Origin of the sequence: Heyndrickxia sp. FSL W8-0423 (genome assembly GCF_038009395.1) — a bacterium.
In the GTDB taxonomy this organism is placed as follows: Bacteria; Bacillota; Bacilli; order Bacillales; family Bacillaceae_C; genus Heyndrickxia; species Heyndrickxia sporothermodurans.
In genome coordinates, this window is record NZ_JBBPBE010000001.1 from 1,728,931 (window position 1) to 1,744,072 (window position 15,142).

The following is a 15,142-nucleotide window of genomic DNA, read 5'->3' on the forward strand; positions in this document are numbered from 1 at the left end:
GGGTCCGACCCTGACCCCTTGTCTCTACCACACAAATAATCCGACAATCATCGCACTGAGTAAAGAGACTGCCATTCCACTAACTAAAAGCTTCCACACATTTTTCCCAATAATACTTGAACTATTTTCACCGAAAATTGAATTATATGTACCGTAAATCATGCCGACTGTACTAAAGTTGGCAAATGAGGTTAAAAACGTAACAGTTACAGCAATCGTATGTGGAGACATGTCCTTTAAATGGTTTTTTAAGTCCATCATAGCGACAAATTCATTGGTTGAAATTTTGATTCCCATTAAGGATGCAACATACATCGCATCGTGTGTCCCTAATCCTAAGAGGAAGGCAAAAGGGCTGAAAATGATGCCGAAAATCTTTTGGATCGTTAATCCATGTACAAAGAATCCGAGTATTCCGTTAAGGCATGATGTTATTGCAACATAGCCGATAACCATTGCTAAAATGACAATGACCATATTTATGCCAACTAGCATACTGTTTGAAATCGTAGAGAAGAAATCCTTTTTCTCTTCTTTCGGCGGAACGTAAACAATATCCTCTTCTTTACTAACCTCAACTGGGTTTAAAATGCTTGCTAATAATAACGCATTTAAACAATTTAACGGAATAGCGGCAAACACATATTCAGCGGGAACCATGGACAAATAAGCTCCGAGAATGGAACCACTGACACTGCTCATGCTCATAATGCCGAAAGTGAGCAGGCGTTGACTTTTTAATACAATCAACTGTTCCCGAATAACTGCTAAAGCCTCCGTATTTCCAAGAAACATCATTTGAATCGAGAAGAAACTTTCCATCTTTGGTAAACCGGAAATTTTCGAAATGACCCACCCTACTTTGTCAATGATCCAAGTCATAATTCCAAAATAAGATAAAATATCGAAAAAAGTAACAATAAAAATAATCGGCATCAAAGCGCTAAAAAAGAAATCAATCGTGTCATTTGCCATCACCGAAGGAAAAGCAAAGGCAATTCCATCATTGGCACATGATACTAGCCAAGAAAAGAAAGCGGCAATTTTATTAATAATCCAAGTCCCAATTGAAGTTGTTAACATGAACCAAGTAATTAGGAGTTCAACGATAAACAGGCTAAGAAGAGAGCGCCACTTTATTTTGTGCTTAGCTGGTGAACAAAGAAAAACAAGTCCGGCAACGATCAATACACCAAGTATGTTTAATAAAAAGAACAAGTCATCACCTCTTGTTAAATTTTTCCCTAAACAAAAACCATTATTCATTTATGTCTTCAACCAAAAGATAGATCACGAATGTTATCTTTTTCTAAAAATATTGACTCTGATATGATGAGTTAAAATGAAAGTATTGACTAAGACAATATGGGATTTGCTTTGGGGGTGAAATAACTCTGAATAGCCTCGAATATCTTATTGAAATCGCTGATAATAATCCATATATGGATACTTTTTCATTAATCGTAAATCACAACATGAAGCGATTTTAAAACGAACGATTGAAGCATTGGACCACTATTTAGAGGCTTAGTGATCCGGATCAAGAAGAGTTTGAAAGTGATTTTTTTGAAGTTTTTGACGACTATAACTATTAAATTTCAGCAAAATATGTCGTATTAAGGATTTTTAACAGGAAAAATCCGATATTTCCACGGAAATTAATAGATATTCACGAAACATTACTAAGCAGAAGATATTCATTAATGGATGCTTCCCAAACAACATATTAAGGAATTTCTATTAACATCATTTGTATCTGAAATGACTGACACATATGACAGTTTACGTCTTTCGAAAGGCAATGTTTAATTCAGGATGGTTATTTAAAGGAGGATAGGAATAATGCAATCAAAAGAAATAATAGAGTTAAGGATTGTTGGAGTTGTAATTGTATCAACCATAATTATTGTAATCTTTTTAAAAGGTAGATGGCGAAAAACTGGTTGGTTATTAGCATTAGTTCTATTTGTAGCTTATTGTATATTTTTTGTTGCTCGCCCTTTTTGGATAGACGCACAAATTGACAAGAAAGTGAATTTACTAAGACCATACCTGGAAGAGCATTATCCAAATGAAGAATGGACAATTTCCACAGTTCCTCACCGCAAAGACGGATTTAAACATCTAAATCCATACTATATTGGTGTTGTTTTCAGAAATGAACCAGAAGTTACTTATCATTATTGGGTAGAAAGTAAGGATAATATCTCTCAAAAAAGTTACTCAACAAACAAAGAATTAGAGGAATTGAAGCATTTAGAAAAGCGTATGAAATAATATTTAGCTATTATTTTATAAGAGATTGGGAAACCCCTATAAATCACGGTTTCCCTTAAATATACTTATAAATCAATATTAAAGTTTAACAAAGAGTAGGTAGAATCTGCTGACAATCTTTGATAAAACCTTTTATAAAATGCTAATTAGAATTTTGTGTTATTATTCAAGCCGTTTATTGGATCTGATATAATAAAAAGAACAGTATTACGGCAGGGTGGGCAGTGGTAATCCCTTATTGAAAGAGGGTGCTACTGCTGAATACTTTATAAGACGCATTAGAGCTGATGTTAATAGTTGCTTCTTTAATCGTCGTAGTAATCGCGGTTACACAAAAAAAGTAACCCACCCTCGCCCGGCAGAGTGAAAAAGTGAGTTATTTTTTTGCTTGCATTTTTACTTGATGCCAGTGCACTTCTTGCAGTATGCTGTTTCTAAAGGTACTGGTTCCAGCCAGTGCCTTTATTTGTATACTTTCTTATACCCATCTAGAATGAAACTAACAAGAACTATATTTTCTGAAATTCAAATGGTATTTAACCGTTATTAATATTTAAATAAAGGAGGTCGTTAAATGATTCTTCAATTTAAAGTGACATTAAAAGGAATGAAGCCCCCAATTTGGCGGCGGATTCAGGTTCATAGTAACAGTACTTTTCACGATCTTCATCAAATACTTCAAATTGCTTTTGATTGGACCGATACACATCTTCATGATTTTGATTTGAGGAAAACCAATTCGGTACAAATTGAACTTCCGTTAACAATTGGTATCAATGATGAAGAAGGGCTTTTTGCGGAAAATGATTATGATGAAAGAATAGAAAAGCTACAAGATTGGTTTGTTGCTGAAAAAGATCGATGTATTTATACATACGACTTTGGAGACAATTGGCAGCATGAAATCGTATTAGAAAAAATCCTTCCTGTTGAGCCAAGTGTTCACTATCCTCGATGTTTAAAAGTGATGCGCGGTACACCGAATGAGGATAGCAGAGGTTCTGATGAAGAAATTGAACCTATTAATAATGAAGAGGAATTGGAATATATAAATGAGGAATTTCGTCACTTGTCAAGTGAAGAGGAAGAAAATGACGACGGCGCTAGTTGGTCCAAGCTATTATCTCTTGCTGAAGAGTTCAAACAACTCCAACCGTGGCGATGGATGGATGATAATCAGCTCTTTGCTGTAATAGATCCGATAGAAAACGATAATATGTACTGTTCCGTTATGGGAGCAGGTGGGATGGAATATGGACTTGCAGTCTATATCGGTATGGAAGGGTTGGAATTTATTAATAAGCTATATGCGGATGATATTGATGAACAAACATATCTTGAACAGAGATCCATCTTTTTTAGCCTATCAGATAGAAATGAATTGGACACAGCAGATTATCAATTGTTGAAAGACCATGGACGTTCTTATCGTGGGAAAAAACAGTGGCCGCTGTTCCGCAGCTTTACGCCAGGGTATTATCCATGGCAGCTTGACCAAGAGGAAGTTCGAATTCTTTCCGGCGTGCTCGAACAAGCCCTTGTTATTTGCAAAAGTGTGCTTCATGATCCGAGTATCCTTGATGCGGAACCAGGTTATTTTTTTGCACGAAGTATCGATTTGGATACCGGAGATTGGGAAAGCTGTTATATTCCTGAAGTTTATAACAAAGAAACAAAGGATGTCCCTTTATTAATCAGCGAATTAGAACTAAAAAGTGTTAGCAAATTAAAGGAGAAATATCCGGTTCCGTTGGAATTTGATGCTTCACCTGGTCCGATTCCAGTTCAAGATCAGCCTCGAATGCGTCCATATTACCCAATATTTATTTTTTGTGCTGAAAAGATGCACGGTTTAATTATTCATCATGATACTACAGGACCTACGGACGCTGATGAACAGATACAGAGATCGTTTATTCATTTAATAAAAAATTTAGGTGCGATACCTAAAGAGATTTTTATAAAGGAAGAAATGTATCCGATTCTTCAGCCGATTGCATCCACATTAAATATCGATTTGATTCCCTCGACACGGCTGCCATTGCTGGATGAAGCTAGAAAAGAGATGAACGATTTATTAAGATAGGGACAGTGGACCTCATGAGATACTCAAAGGAGGAAAAAGATGAAACGCTTACCATTTGAACGACCTACCAAACATTATGATGAAAATATCCGTCAAATTGATGAGCAGATTTGTGCATTAATCCAACAGAGGAAAGACGTATCAAATGCTAATCCTGGCTTCCCACCAAAAAAATATATTTCTGAGTGGGCCGATAAGTATAATCTTTACGAAGATTTGTTGCACGATGTGTTTGGCACATTAAGAAATGACGAAGCATTTCGACCTCAAGTTGAACCGAATAAATTTCAAAAGTATGTCTCGCTAATGAAATCCGTTGCGAAGGATGAATATTTTTATTCGGTGGCCTTCATGCGCCAATATGATAATGCAACTGTAGTAAACTTTACGATTGATTGGGATGATACAAAAGATTCTCATGATGATCATATTCGTCGTCACCATTTTTGGGAATTGTTCATAGAAGAATATGACTGTCGAATGACTAACGGAGGGGGTTCGGGTGGACACTTCAGCTACAATTTTGTTGTGTCACCGCCACTACCTGATGATCTTTCTGGATTGCAATTTGTATTTAAAGCATATAAGGAGCCATATACATATAAGGAGACTCCAATCCTTTCTGAAATAATTATAGATATGGATTAATAAGGGTAATTTTGGGACAGTAGATTTTATCTAGTGTCCCATTTATTTTTTTAGATGCTATGATGCACAAACTCCAAAGTATGATGCACAAACTGAATTCTATGAGTCACAAATAAAATTTTATGATCCACAAACAGGAAAACCGCGAAAAGAACCGGGGGCTATGCTCCACAAATCTTAAAGTATGATGCACAAATCAAAATCTATGAGTCACAAACAAGATTTTATGATCCACAAACAGGAAAACCTCGAAAAGAAGCGGCGGCCATGATCCACAAACTCCAAAGTATGATGCACAAACTGAATTCTATGAGTCACAAATAAGATTCTATGATCCACAAACAAGAAAACCCCGAAAGAACTGGATTCTATGCTCTAAAAAAACGATATAAAAATTTTTCAAAAGAAGGGTACCAAATTTTCTCCTTTATTTATATATAAAAGGTGAAACGATTGACCCGATGGAAGGGTCAATACGAATGGAGGAGAGGAAATGAGCAAGTTGTTAATTAACGATAACCCATTGATGGTCATTCCATCTTTGGCGGTGAGAATCGGCATGAATGAAGCAGTAGTATTACAGCAAATCCATTATTGGCTGCAGTTAAGCTCACATGAAAAGGAAGGGAAAAAGTGGGTTTACAATTCATACAAAGAGTGGCAGGCACAATTCCCTTTCTGGTCTGAAAGTACGATTAAACGGGTCATCAATTCATTAGAAAAGCAGGGATATCTTCAATCCGCTAATTTTAACCAGTCAAAAATGGACAAAACAAAATGGTACACAATTAATTACGAAATACTTGGAGAAACAGAGAATCAAATTGACCCATCTACGGACCAAAATGAACCATTGAGTGAATCAACTTGCTCCATCGATGAGGGCGAGTTGACTAAAGCAATACCAGAGATTACTACAGAGACTTCTTCAGATAAAATAATACCTTATGCCGACATCATTGATTATCTGAATCAAAAAATAAATGCGTCCTATAAATCTACTACGAAAAAAACAAAGGAGTACATCGAAGCAAGATGGAAGGAAGGATTCCGCATAAATGATTTTAAAAAGGTGATTGATCAAAAATCCGATGAATGGCTATTTGACCCACATTGGTGCAAATACTTGCGACCTGAAACATTGTTTGGTCCAAAATTCGAGTCCTATTTAAACCAAAAAGGCGGAAAACAAAAATGGCGTGAGGAGGATTTTGATTTACATGACTAAACGAGAAACCTTTCAGTTACTAAAGTTAATTGCTGAGTATTACGATTCATTTGAAATAAGCCAAGAAAAAGTCGATAGCTGGTATGAAATATTAATTATTTTCCCTTTTGAGGAATTAAAAGAGAATCTTATTCAATATGTTAAAAGCTCAACCTATCCACCGAAAATTGCAGATATCATTGGAAAATCTGCGTCGATGTCACGAGTTGTTCCAAGTTATGAACACACCGTTCCAAAACTGCATTTTCAAAACAAAAGGGCAAGCGAAGACGTGATTACGGATGAATTAGCGAAATTGAGAAAAGTACTAGGAATTCAAGGGAGGGATTCATGATGCAAGATAATAGATTATATTATTATGAAGCGGAGGCATCTGTTGTTGGGGCGATTTTACTGGAGAACGATTTAATGAATGATTGCACATTAGAGCCTCACATGATTTTTTCAAGTGACATGCGGATTATTTTTAATGCAATGAAGCAGTTACATGAAAAAGGAATTCCAATAGATTTTATCACAATCCATGAACAGCTTGGTCCGGATAATTTGGAAATGGTAGGTGGAATGAGCTTTATAGTTGGTCTAAAGAACAGTGTACCTACGACTGCCAACTTTGCCTTTTATCAAAATCTTGTCAAAAAGTACTATCAAAAACGAAAGACCATTGAAATTTCAGAACGGTTGATTGATAAAGTTTATGATGATGACCTTTCCGAAACCGTTCAAGAAGGGATCCAGCATCTAATGGAAATTGGAGACAACATGGATGATGCAGATACAGGAGAAATCAAAGATTACTTAGTGGAAATGTATTCTGATTGTGAAAATGATCGAGGCGAAATAACTGGAATTGAATCTAGCTTTAGCGACCTTGACCGATTAACTGGTGGCTTTCAGGATTCAGATTTTATCGTAATCGGTGCTCGTCCAAGTGTTGGAAAAACAGCTCTTGCTTTGAACATTGGTTTCGATGCAGCAAAAAAACATCGTACATTGATTTTTTCATTGGAAATGGGGACGAAACAGCTCCTAACCAGGATGGCTTGCTTCTTAGGGGGAATCGATTCTCAAAAGATAAAGAGTCCAAAGCTATTTTTTGAAAAAGAGGATTGGTCCAACTATTCACGTGCGGTGGGAAAGATTGCCGAAGCGAATCTCCATATCTTTGATCGGTCATTTATGGACCTTAACTATATTTGGTCCAAAGTTCGCAAAGTAAGAAGAAACAATCAGGAAGAAAAAATGATCGTCATTATCGATTATTTGCAACTCATTGTTGGCAACCCAAAGTTAGCACACAATAGACAAGCACAAATAAGCGAGATCAGCCGAGGCTTGAAACATATGGCAAGGGAATTAAATGTCGTAGTGTTAGCACTTTCTCAACTAAGTCGTGCGGTCGAAATGCGGGAGGATAAGAGACCGATTCTTTCAGACTTGCGTGAAAGCGGACAAATCGAACAGGACGCGGATCTAATTGCCTTTTTATACAGGGACGATTATTATCATCAGCGTTCTGCGGAAAAGAATATTATGGAAGTGATATTGGCGAAACACCGGAATGGACCGATTGGGACTGTCAAATTGGGATTTCGGAGTGAAGTAGGCAGATTTTTTGATCTGCGAGAAACATCATCGAGAGGGATAAGCTCTAACGTAGAAGGTAAATAAAATGTGCTCCGTACTCAAAGGAGGTATATGAGGTACATCCTAGGTTTATAATACGAAAGAAGTACCTCATAAGTGGTTTATGAGGTATATCATTGATGAAAAAAGAAAGAGAAGTATCTTATAAGTGGATGATGAGGTATATCTGTAATGAAAAAAAGAAAGAAAAGTACCTCATAAGTAGGTGATGAGATACATCATTGAAGAAAAAAGGAAAAGAAGTACCTCATAAGTGGTTGATGGGGTATATCAATGATGAAAAAAGAAAGAGAAGTACCCCATAAGTGGGTGACGAGGTATATCGTTAATGAAAAATCGTAAACAGGTATCTCAGGGAATTTGTAAGAAGGTACATAATCATCAACCAGATCTGATGTTGTATACATTCAAATCGATGATCCCTAAACACAAATATCCCGGCAATAGCCGGGATAAGGTAGCAATCATCATTTATTCAAAAGCTTCAACGCTTCACGATTAAATGCGGGGATATCTTTAGGTGTTCGGCTCGTGACAAGCTGTTCACCGCACACAACGACTTCTTCATCATGAAAATTAACTCCAGCATTTTCTAAATCCACTTTGATTGATGTATAACCTGTTGCATCTCTGCCATCAAGTGATTTTGCCGTAATGAGCAATTGTGGACCATGGCAAATAGCAAAAACGGGTTTTTTTTCATCCATAAAGGCTTTGACGAATTGAACAAAGCGGTCATCTGCACGAAGTTGATCGGGTGAAAATCCACCAGGAATAAATAAGGCATCATAGTCACTTGGATCTACCGAGTCAATACTTTCATCGATTGTGACTTCTACTTCCTTATTTTTTCCTGTTATCTTCTTTCCTTTTTCCTTCTCAATCGTTACGACAGTATGTCCTGCTTCCTGAAAGGCTTTTGCAGGCTCACTATATTCGGAATCCTCAAACATGTTCGTGATTACTGTTGCAATTTTTTTACTCAAGAAAAATCATCTCCTTTATAGTTTATATGTTCCCGGTTTGGACAAATATAAACGTAAAAGAATGAATTCCTTATGCTGTTTTCACCAATAAGTACACAAAATACGGAGCTCCAATAATGGATACGATCAGGCCAACCGGAATTTCCGATGGTCCGAAAAAGTTTCTTGCAATCGTGTCACCAATCAATAAAATCAAAGCGCCAATTAATGCAGCAACAGGTATCATGATTTGGTGGAGGGGACCAACAATTCGTTTCGCTAAATGAGGTGCAATCAATCCGATAAAGGCTAAACCACCGCCGAAGGCAACACATGCACCGGCTAAAGCGGCAGCTACAAAAAGAAGAATACGGCGTTCCCGTTCCAATTTTATCCCCATCCCTACTGATAGCTCATCACCGAGTCGTAACACATTAAGTGTCCGCGATTTTATCAATACAAACGAACCGAGCACAATAATCCACGGTAAGATGGCTGCAACAAATCCCCAATTTGTTCCCCATAGGTCTCCCGATAACCAAGTAATCACCTCAGAGAAGCTTTGATTGGTCATTTTGAGCTGAAAAATAATTAAGAGAGCACTGAATGCGGAATTGATTCCGATTCCGACAAGAATCAACCGCTTAGGGGTAATCCCATTTTTCCAAGCCAAAACATAAATAAGAAACATCGCAATAATGGCTCCGGCGAAAGCAGCCAATGGCATAAGATAACTACTGAATGACTTAATAACAGTATTCTCTGTGAAAAAAATAAAGATAACTACAAAAAGTCCTGCACCTGTATTTATCCCTAAAATACCCGGGTCTGCTAAATCATTGTTTGTAATGCCTTGTAAGATAACGCCTGAAATCGCTAAGCCGATTCCTATTAACAGTGCGATAATAATTCTCGGAAGGCGGAAATCAAACAATACAATGCCATCCTGACTAGTCCCATAACCTGCCAAAGTAGCCACGACAGATAGTGGTGAGATACTAATTGTCCCTAATGATAAATTAATAAAAAAAACGGCAATCAATAAAAGAAGAAGAATGCCAAACACGATCGTTCCTTTTCGTTTCATCACAATCCTCTCCCTTCTCTTCTAGCAAGGTAAAGGAAAAAAGGTACACCAATTAAAGAAGTAATGGCTCCGACCGGTGTTTCATATGGCGGATTAATCACTCGTGAAAGCATGTCTGATAAAATTAAAAGAAGACCTCCGAGTATACCTGAACAAGGGATGATCAATCGATAATTCGAACCGACAATAAATCGGGTAATGTGCGGAATAATTAAACCGATAAAGCCAATCATTCCAGCGATGGAAACACTGGCACCTGTTAAAAGGACAACGGCTAATGATCCTAGCAGCTTTGTCCAAAACACATTGATTCCTAGTCCTAGTGCAACGTCTTCCCCCATACTCAATACATTGATTTTTTTTGAAATAAAGAGGGCAATCAGGATTCCGATGATGGCCACTACGAGAATAAACGGAATGCTTGACCATTTTGTACCAACGACTCCGCCTGCATACCAAAAGCTTAAATCCCTAGCAACATTAAATCGAATCGCAATGGTCGTTGATAATGCACTAAACATCGTTCCGATCGCTGTACCTGCAAGGGCTAACTTCACAGGTGTTAATCCGCCTTTTGTCCAGGAACCGATTGAAAAGACAATCATTGCACTAATTCCTGCCCCAATAAAGGAGGCAAAAAGCAGAAAGATATACGAGCTTCCATGAAAAAAAGCGAATACTACCGCAATCGCTAATTCAGAGCCGCCCATGACCCCCATAATGGAAGGGTCGGCCAACGGGTTTCGCGTCATCCCTTGCATGATCGCTCCTGAAATTGCTAAAAAGATTCCAACAAATACACCAGCTAAGGCACGTGGTAAACGAATTTCTTTTATGTATTGGTGAACGATATTATCCTCATTATAATGGAAGAAAGAATTAACAATCGTTGCCACGCTTGTTTTTCCTTCTCCCATGGAGATGGACGCAATAATTGAAAGCAATAATAAAAGAAAACCTCCGACTAGTATGATCCATGCTTTTCCGTTTTTTGTTATGAATGGTTTATTCTTTTTATTTGAGGGTGCTTTATGCCCCATATTTCCTACATCCTTTATTAGTTACTAAATCCTAATCTATTTTATCATATAAAAATTTTTTCTCTAAGGCATTAACTCTAATGAAAAAAGATGCTCACCATGATTGGCAAACATCTTTCTTCAGATTTTTCGTGGGAATAATAAATTATACGCATCGCTTTTTTACATAAACTGTCTACGTCTAGCTCCAGCGCCTATCGACTAGAAAACTTCAGGACTTTTCCCTACGATAAGTCAAAGTCCCTCCAGTTTTTACGTCGATGAGCAAGGCGCTTTCGCCTTTGTACTTTATTTAGCCATTTTTTCCTTTAAATCATCGAGTAATTTATCTTTTCCGATTGGTAAAAATGATTGTCCGAAGTATGGTTGGTTAGGGAAGTAATAAACATTTTTGTTTTTAACAGCCTTTAAGCCGTTCCAGATTGAGCTTTTCTCTAATTCAGCTTGTGCACCTTTGGAACTGACGACGATTAGTACATCAGGATTTAACTTCGAGATGTTTTCTAAATTGATTTGGGAAGTACCAGTATCCTTGGATGCACCTTCAGGTCTTGGTAACTGCATATCATCATTAACGATTTGGCCTAAACCTTCATTTCCGAATGTGTACGTATTTTTTTCATCCGCAAGTAAAGTTAATACGGTACCTTTACCTGTTTTCTTCTTAATGTCATTTCCAATTTCTTTTGCTTTCGCATCATACTTAGCAAGCCAATCATTTACTTCTTTTTCTTGACCAAATATTGTTCCGATTTGTTTAAATCGTTGTTTCCACTTTGTTAATCCTTCATCAAGGACGATGACAGGAGCAATTTTTTTCAGTTGATCAACGCTTTTAAGATGTCGTTTGCTAACGATAATTAAGTCGGGATGAGTTTGAAGAATCGCCTCGACATCGACTTTATCGACCATATAGTAGCCGACAATTTTTGCATCCTTCAGTTCGTCTTTAATATATGGCGCAGGTTTTGTATAGTCATAGGAATCAGAATTGGCTGTTGCGACCAATTTGTGACCTAAGATAATTAATTCTTCACTTGACCCTGAAATATCAGCGATACGCTTCGGATTGGCAGGGATATCTACCTTTTCTCCACGTGCATCTGTTACCGTTACTGTGGCTGATTTTTTCTTATCATTCGATGTATCTTTATGATTTCCACAAGCGATTAATACACTTGAGATAATGAATAAAATGGATATAAAAGTTAAATATTTTTTCATGATAGCCTCCTGTATGTAAAATAGTTCACTCCATTGAGAAAGATTATCATTTAAAGCATAAAAAATCAATATATTTTTTACTATTTCCAAAAGGGGAAAATAAATAAGAAAAAACTAAGCTGAATGAATATCCCGTGCTATATTGCCCCATTAATTACGATTAAAGATTGGATGGCTTACAATATTGTGTATGGCAAAATAAAAGTGCAGAGTTATGAAAAGTAAAAGTACATAACGTTGCACTTTATTTTTTATACAAAAAAAGACTTGCCAGCCATCCAATATTTCTCTACTGTAATTGTGTCGAAGCAATACAGTGGAGGTTGAAAGGAATGCTAGCAATGTCTGAAGTTAATTGTATCAAATTATTACGAAATCGAAAATCACTATCTATAAATGAAATTTCAAAAACGTTGGGGATTAATTGGAGAACTGCAAAGAAATATGCAGATGACGATCAAGTCCCCAAAGAAATGGTTAAAAAGAAAAGTGGAATGATGTATGAGGAAAATTGGGGGGAGATAGTTTCCGACTGGCTAGGAGAAGATGAAAAGTTAAAGAAAAAATTAAGAAGGACTAATAAAAAGATTTTTAATGATCTTGTAAAAATGGGGTTCACGGGGTCCTATCGAACCCTCTGTTATTTCATCGCTGACTGGCGTGAAGGTAAAGATCGCATAGAAGAAAGGGATAAGAATTCGGAACGTTTGGATCATCCGCCAGCTGAGGCACAAGTTGATTTTGGAATAACTGAGGCCGTGAAGGATGGGAAGTATATTGATGTTCATTGTCTTCTGATGACACTTCCTTATAGTAATGCAGCTTACTGTATACCATTGCCAGGCGAAAATCAAGAATGCTTTTTACATGGGCTCAAAGCGATGTTTAATCAACTTGGTGGAGTACCTAAGAAAGTTCGGATTGATAATTTAAAGGCAGCAGTTATTCAGCCGAGGGGAAGAAATCAAGAGGCAACGTTCACAGACGAATTCCTCCAATTTGCAAGTCACTACGGTTTTGAACCGCAGGTTTGTAATCCAAGAAGTGGGCATGAGAAAGGAAATGTGGAAAATAAAGTAGGTTATATTCGGTACAACTTTGTAACACCATCACCTGTAATAAATAACCTTGAGCATTTGTCTCAAATCCTAGAAGAACATTTAACCAAGGACCGTGAGCGTGTTCATTATGAAAAGCATGTCCCCATTCGAAAATTACTAGAGGAGGAACATCAATATCTTTTAGCCTTACCCGATGAAGATTATCCTGTATTTAAAGAGGAACTGATGCAAGCAAATAAGTATGGGGAAATAGTAATTGATAAAACTAAAGTACATATCCCCAAGGGATATAACTATGGTCAATTGCACGTTATAAAGTATTGGGACAAATTTAAAGTTATTTCACCTTATGGAGAAATCCTGCATGCAGAATATCGACCTTACATGAATAAAAGTCGCAAAATTCCTTGGTCGTCTATTCTTAAATCTTGGTTACATAAGCCGCGGGTTGTAACCTATTCACGTTATTCACCTTATCTACCAGGTCGAATCTATGAATATATTAATATCAGTAATTTGTCGATAAGAAAAAAAAGACTGAAATGGTTAATTAGCCTACTAGCTAATCATGAAATGGGAGAAATCAATGATCGATTTTACGAGTTATTGAATGATCAAACGGAAGAAATGTATGAACCCGATTCTCATCCCTATGATGTCAATTGGGCAATGTATGACGAACTTCAATCCCCTTCTCGCGAAGGGAGTGATAAGGTTTGAATTCTGAACTAAAAAGGATTTGTAAAACTCTTCGCCTCGCCTATGTAGCAGACATAGTTGATACTATCCCATTTGAGAACCCCGAGCAGTATCTAGAAAGTCTATTACATAGAGAGCTACAACTACGTGAGGAAGCAAAGGCTGAACGTTTAATTAAAAAAGCACGGTTTCTTAGCAAGAAAACTTTAGAGGCATTTCAATGGAGTGAACAGGTTCGTTTCCCTCCCCACATAGATGCGAAAGAGCTATGTGAACTACATTTTATAAATCAACATGAGAATGTCATTTTAACTGGTTCTCCTGGCACTGGGAAAACCTTATTAGCTACAGGGTTAGGGCGTAAGGCCTGTCAAAATGGCTACGAAGTTCGTTTCTATCGTGTGTCTGATTTAGTCGATACACTAGAAAGAGTATGGAAAGAAGGAAAGCTACAGCAATTTCGAAATAAGTTCAAAAAAGTAGATCTCATAATACTCGATGAAATGGGATATATCCCGTTCAGCAAAGATGGGGCTGAGTTATTATTTCAATTAATATCCGACTGGTATGAACAAAAAAGTTTAATCATCACATCGAACCTTGAATTTAGCCAATGGAATCGTATTTTTGTCGATTCCAGGCTAACGGCAGCATTAGTCGATCGAGTTATTCATCACGCACATATTTTAAGTTTTACAGGAGATAGTTACAGAGTTACACACGCACTTTCACGACAAAAATAATTACTAAAATTAGGCTGGCAAGCTTATGTATTTTTTATTGCACTTTTATGTACTTTTTACTTGCAAAACACAAATATCCAATTTAGTAAAAGTATAGATTGAACCATACGATGAATATTGGTAATTTTGAAAATAGGAATATCTTTTTTCCGTTATCCTAAGTTTCCCGTATAAGATAAAAAAATTGAGAAGTGGGTTAAAGAATTATTGTAACCAAAAAAGTATTAGGAAAATTAATGGAGATACTATGATTCTGTATTTATAGAAGTTTTGTGAAATATTATCAAATTTTATTAGGGGGATGGTAATGAAGAAGTTTATTGATGACTTGGCGGGAGCAATCTATGATTCTTTTAAATTTGTTTTCAGATGCATATGCTACATTTTATCCGGAATGTTAATTGTCGGAGTACCGCTTTATATAATTGCATTAATAT

General features: G+C 36.8%; 13 protein-coding genes. 8 read left to right on the top strand and 5 right to left on the bottom strand.

The genetic code is table 11. From position 1 onward, the window contains the following. Positions 1-24 precede the first annotated feature (24 nt). Complete coding sequence (locus MKY81_RS08675; RefSeq protein WP_341118758.1) at positions 25-1,218, bottom strand: nucleoside transporter C-terminal domain-containing protein; 1,194 nt, start codon at positions 1,216-1,218, stop codon at positions 25-27. Between the two features lie 624 nt (positions 1,219-1,842). On the opposite strand from MKY81_RS08675, the gene MKY81_RS08680 reads away from it, so the two are divergent. The 6 genes from MKY81_RS08680 (at position 1,843) to dnaB (ending at position 7,910) form a co-directional block, all read left to right on the top strand. Next, a complete protein-coding gene (locus MKY81_RS08680; protein ID WP_341117567.1) occupies positions 1,843-2,277 on the top strand; it encodes a hypothetical protein in 435 nt (144 codons plus the stop codon). A gap of 574 nt (positions 2,278-2,851) precedes the next feature. Continuing rightward, positions 2,852-4,363 carry a plasmid pRiA4b ORF-3 family protein gene (locus tag MKY81_RS08685; protein WP_341117569.1) on the top strand — a complete coding sequence of 504 codons (1,512 nt, stop codon included), beginning with the start codon at positions 2,852-2,854 and terminating at the stop codon, positions 4,361-4,363. A gap of 39 nt (positions 4,364-4,402) precedes the next feature. Next, positions 4,403-5,011 (top strand): hypothetical protein, encoded by a 609-nt coding sequence (locus tag MKY81_RS08690; protein ID WP_108073122.1) that lies wholly within the window; start codon positions 4,403-4,405, stop codon positions 5,009-5,011. A 493-nt stretch (positions 5,012-5,504) separates the two neighbouring features. Continuing rightward, entirely contained in the window at positions 5,505-6,239 is a 735-nt protein-coding gene (locus MKY81_RS08695; RefSeq protein ID WP_341117571.1) for a conserved phage C-terminal domain-containing protein, read from the top strand. Beyond that, positions 6,232-6,573, top strand: coding sequence for a replicative helicase loader/inhibitor (locus MKY81_RS08700; protein ID WP_108073125.1), 342 nt, complete (start codon positions 6,232-6,234; stop codon positions 6,571-6,573). Before MKY81_RS08695 ends, MKY81_RS08700 begins: the two co-directional genes overlap by 8 nt. Next, a complete protein-coding gene (dnaB, locus tag MKY81_RS08705) occupies positions 6,573-7,910 on the top strand; it encodes a replicative DNA helicase (protein WP_341117572.1) in 1,338 nt (445 codons plus the stop codon). Before MKY81_RS08700 ends, dnaB begins: the two co-directional genes overlap by 1 nt. A gap of 443 nt (positions 7,911-8,353) precedes the next feature. Here the strand turns inward: dnaB and MKY81_RS08710 are convergent, their stop codons facing one another. The 4 genes from MKY81_RS08710 to MKY81_RS08725 all read right to left on the bottom strand — a co-directional run bounded on the left by MKY81_RS08710 (position 8,354) and on the right by MKY81_RS08725 (position 12,202). Then, on the bottom strand, positions 8,354-8,872 hold the full coding sequence (locus MKY81_RS08710) for a type 1 glutamine amidotransferase domain-containing protein (protein ID WP_341117573.1): 519 nt from the start codon (positions 8,870-8,872) through the stop codon (positions 8,354-8,356). A 70-nt stretch (positions 8,873-8,942) separates the two neighbouring features. Next, positions 8,943-9,938, bottom strand: a complete 996-nt coding sequence (locus MKY81_RS08715) for a FecCD family ABC transporter permease (protein ID WP_341117575.1) — start codon at positions 9,936-9,938, stop codon at positions 8,943-8,945. After that, positions 9,938-10,978 (bottom strand): FecCD family ABC transporter permease, encoded by a 1,041-nt coding sequence (locus MKY81_RS08720; protein WP_341117576.1) that lies wholly within the window; start codon positions 10,976-10,978, stop codon positions 9,938-9,940. The genes MKY81_RS08715 and MKY81_RS08720 overlap by 1 nt, the downstream gene beginning before the upstream one ends. A gap of 288 nt (positions 10,979-11,266) precedes the next feature. Further along, the gene (locus MKY81_RS08725) at positions 11,267-12,202 is read right to left on the bottom strand and encodes an ABC transporter substrate-binding protein (RefSeq protein WP_341117577.1); all 936 of its coding nucleotides are present in this window, start codon (positions 12,200-12,202) and stop codon (positions 11,267-11,269) included. A 332-nt stretch (positions 12,203-12,534) separates the two neighbouring features. Here MKY81_RS08725 and istA point away from each other — a divergent pair, with 332 nt between their 5' ends. Both istA and istB read left to right on the top strand, forming a co-directional pair. Beyond that, positions 12,535-13,983, top strand: coding sequence for an IS21 family transposase (gene istA / locus MKY81_RS08730; protein ID WP_108073412.1), 1,449 nt, complete (start codon positions 12,535-12,537; stop codon positions 13,981-13,983). Continuing rightward, positions 13,980-14,705 (top strand): IS21-like element helper ATPase IstB, encoded by a 726-nt coding sequence (gene istB, locus MKY81_RS08735; RefSeq protein WP_107958189.1) that lies wholly within the window; start codon positions 13,980-13,982, stop codon positions 14,703-14,705. The genes istA and istB overlap by 4 nt, the downstream gene beginning before the upstream one ends. Positions 14,706-15,142 lie beyond the last annotated feature (437 nt).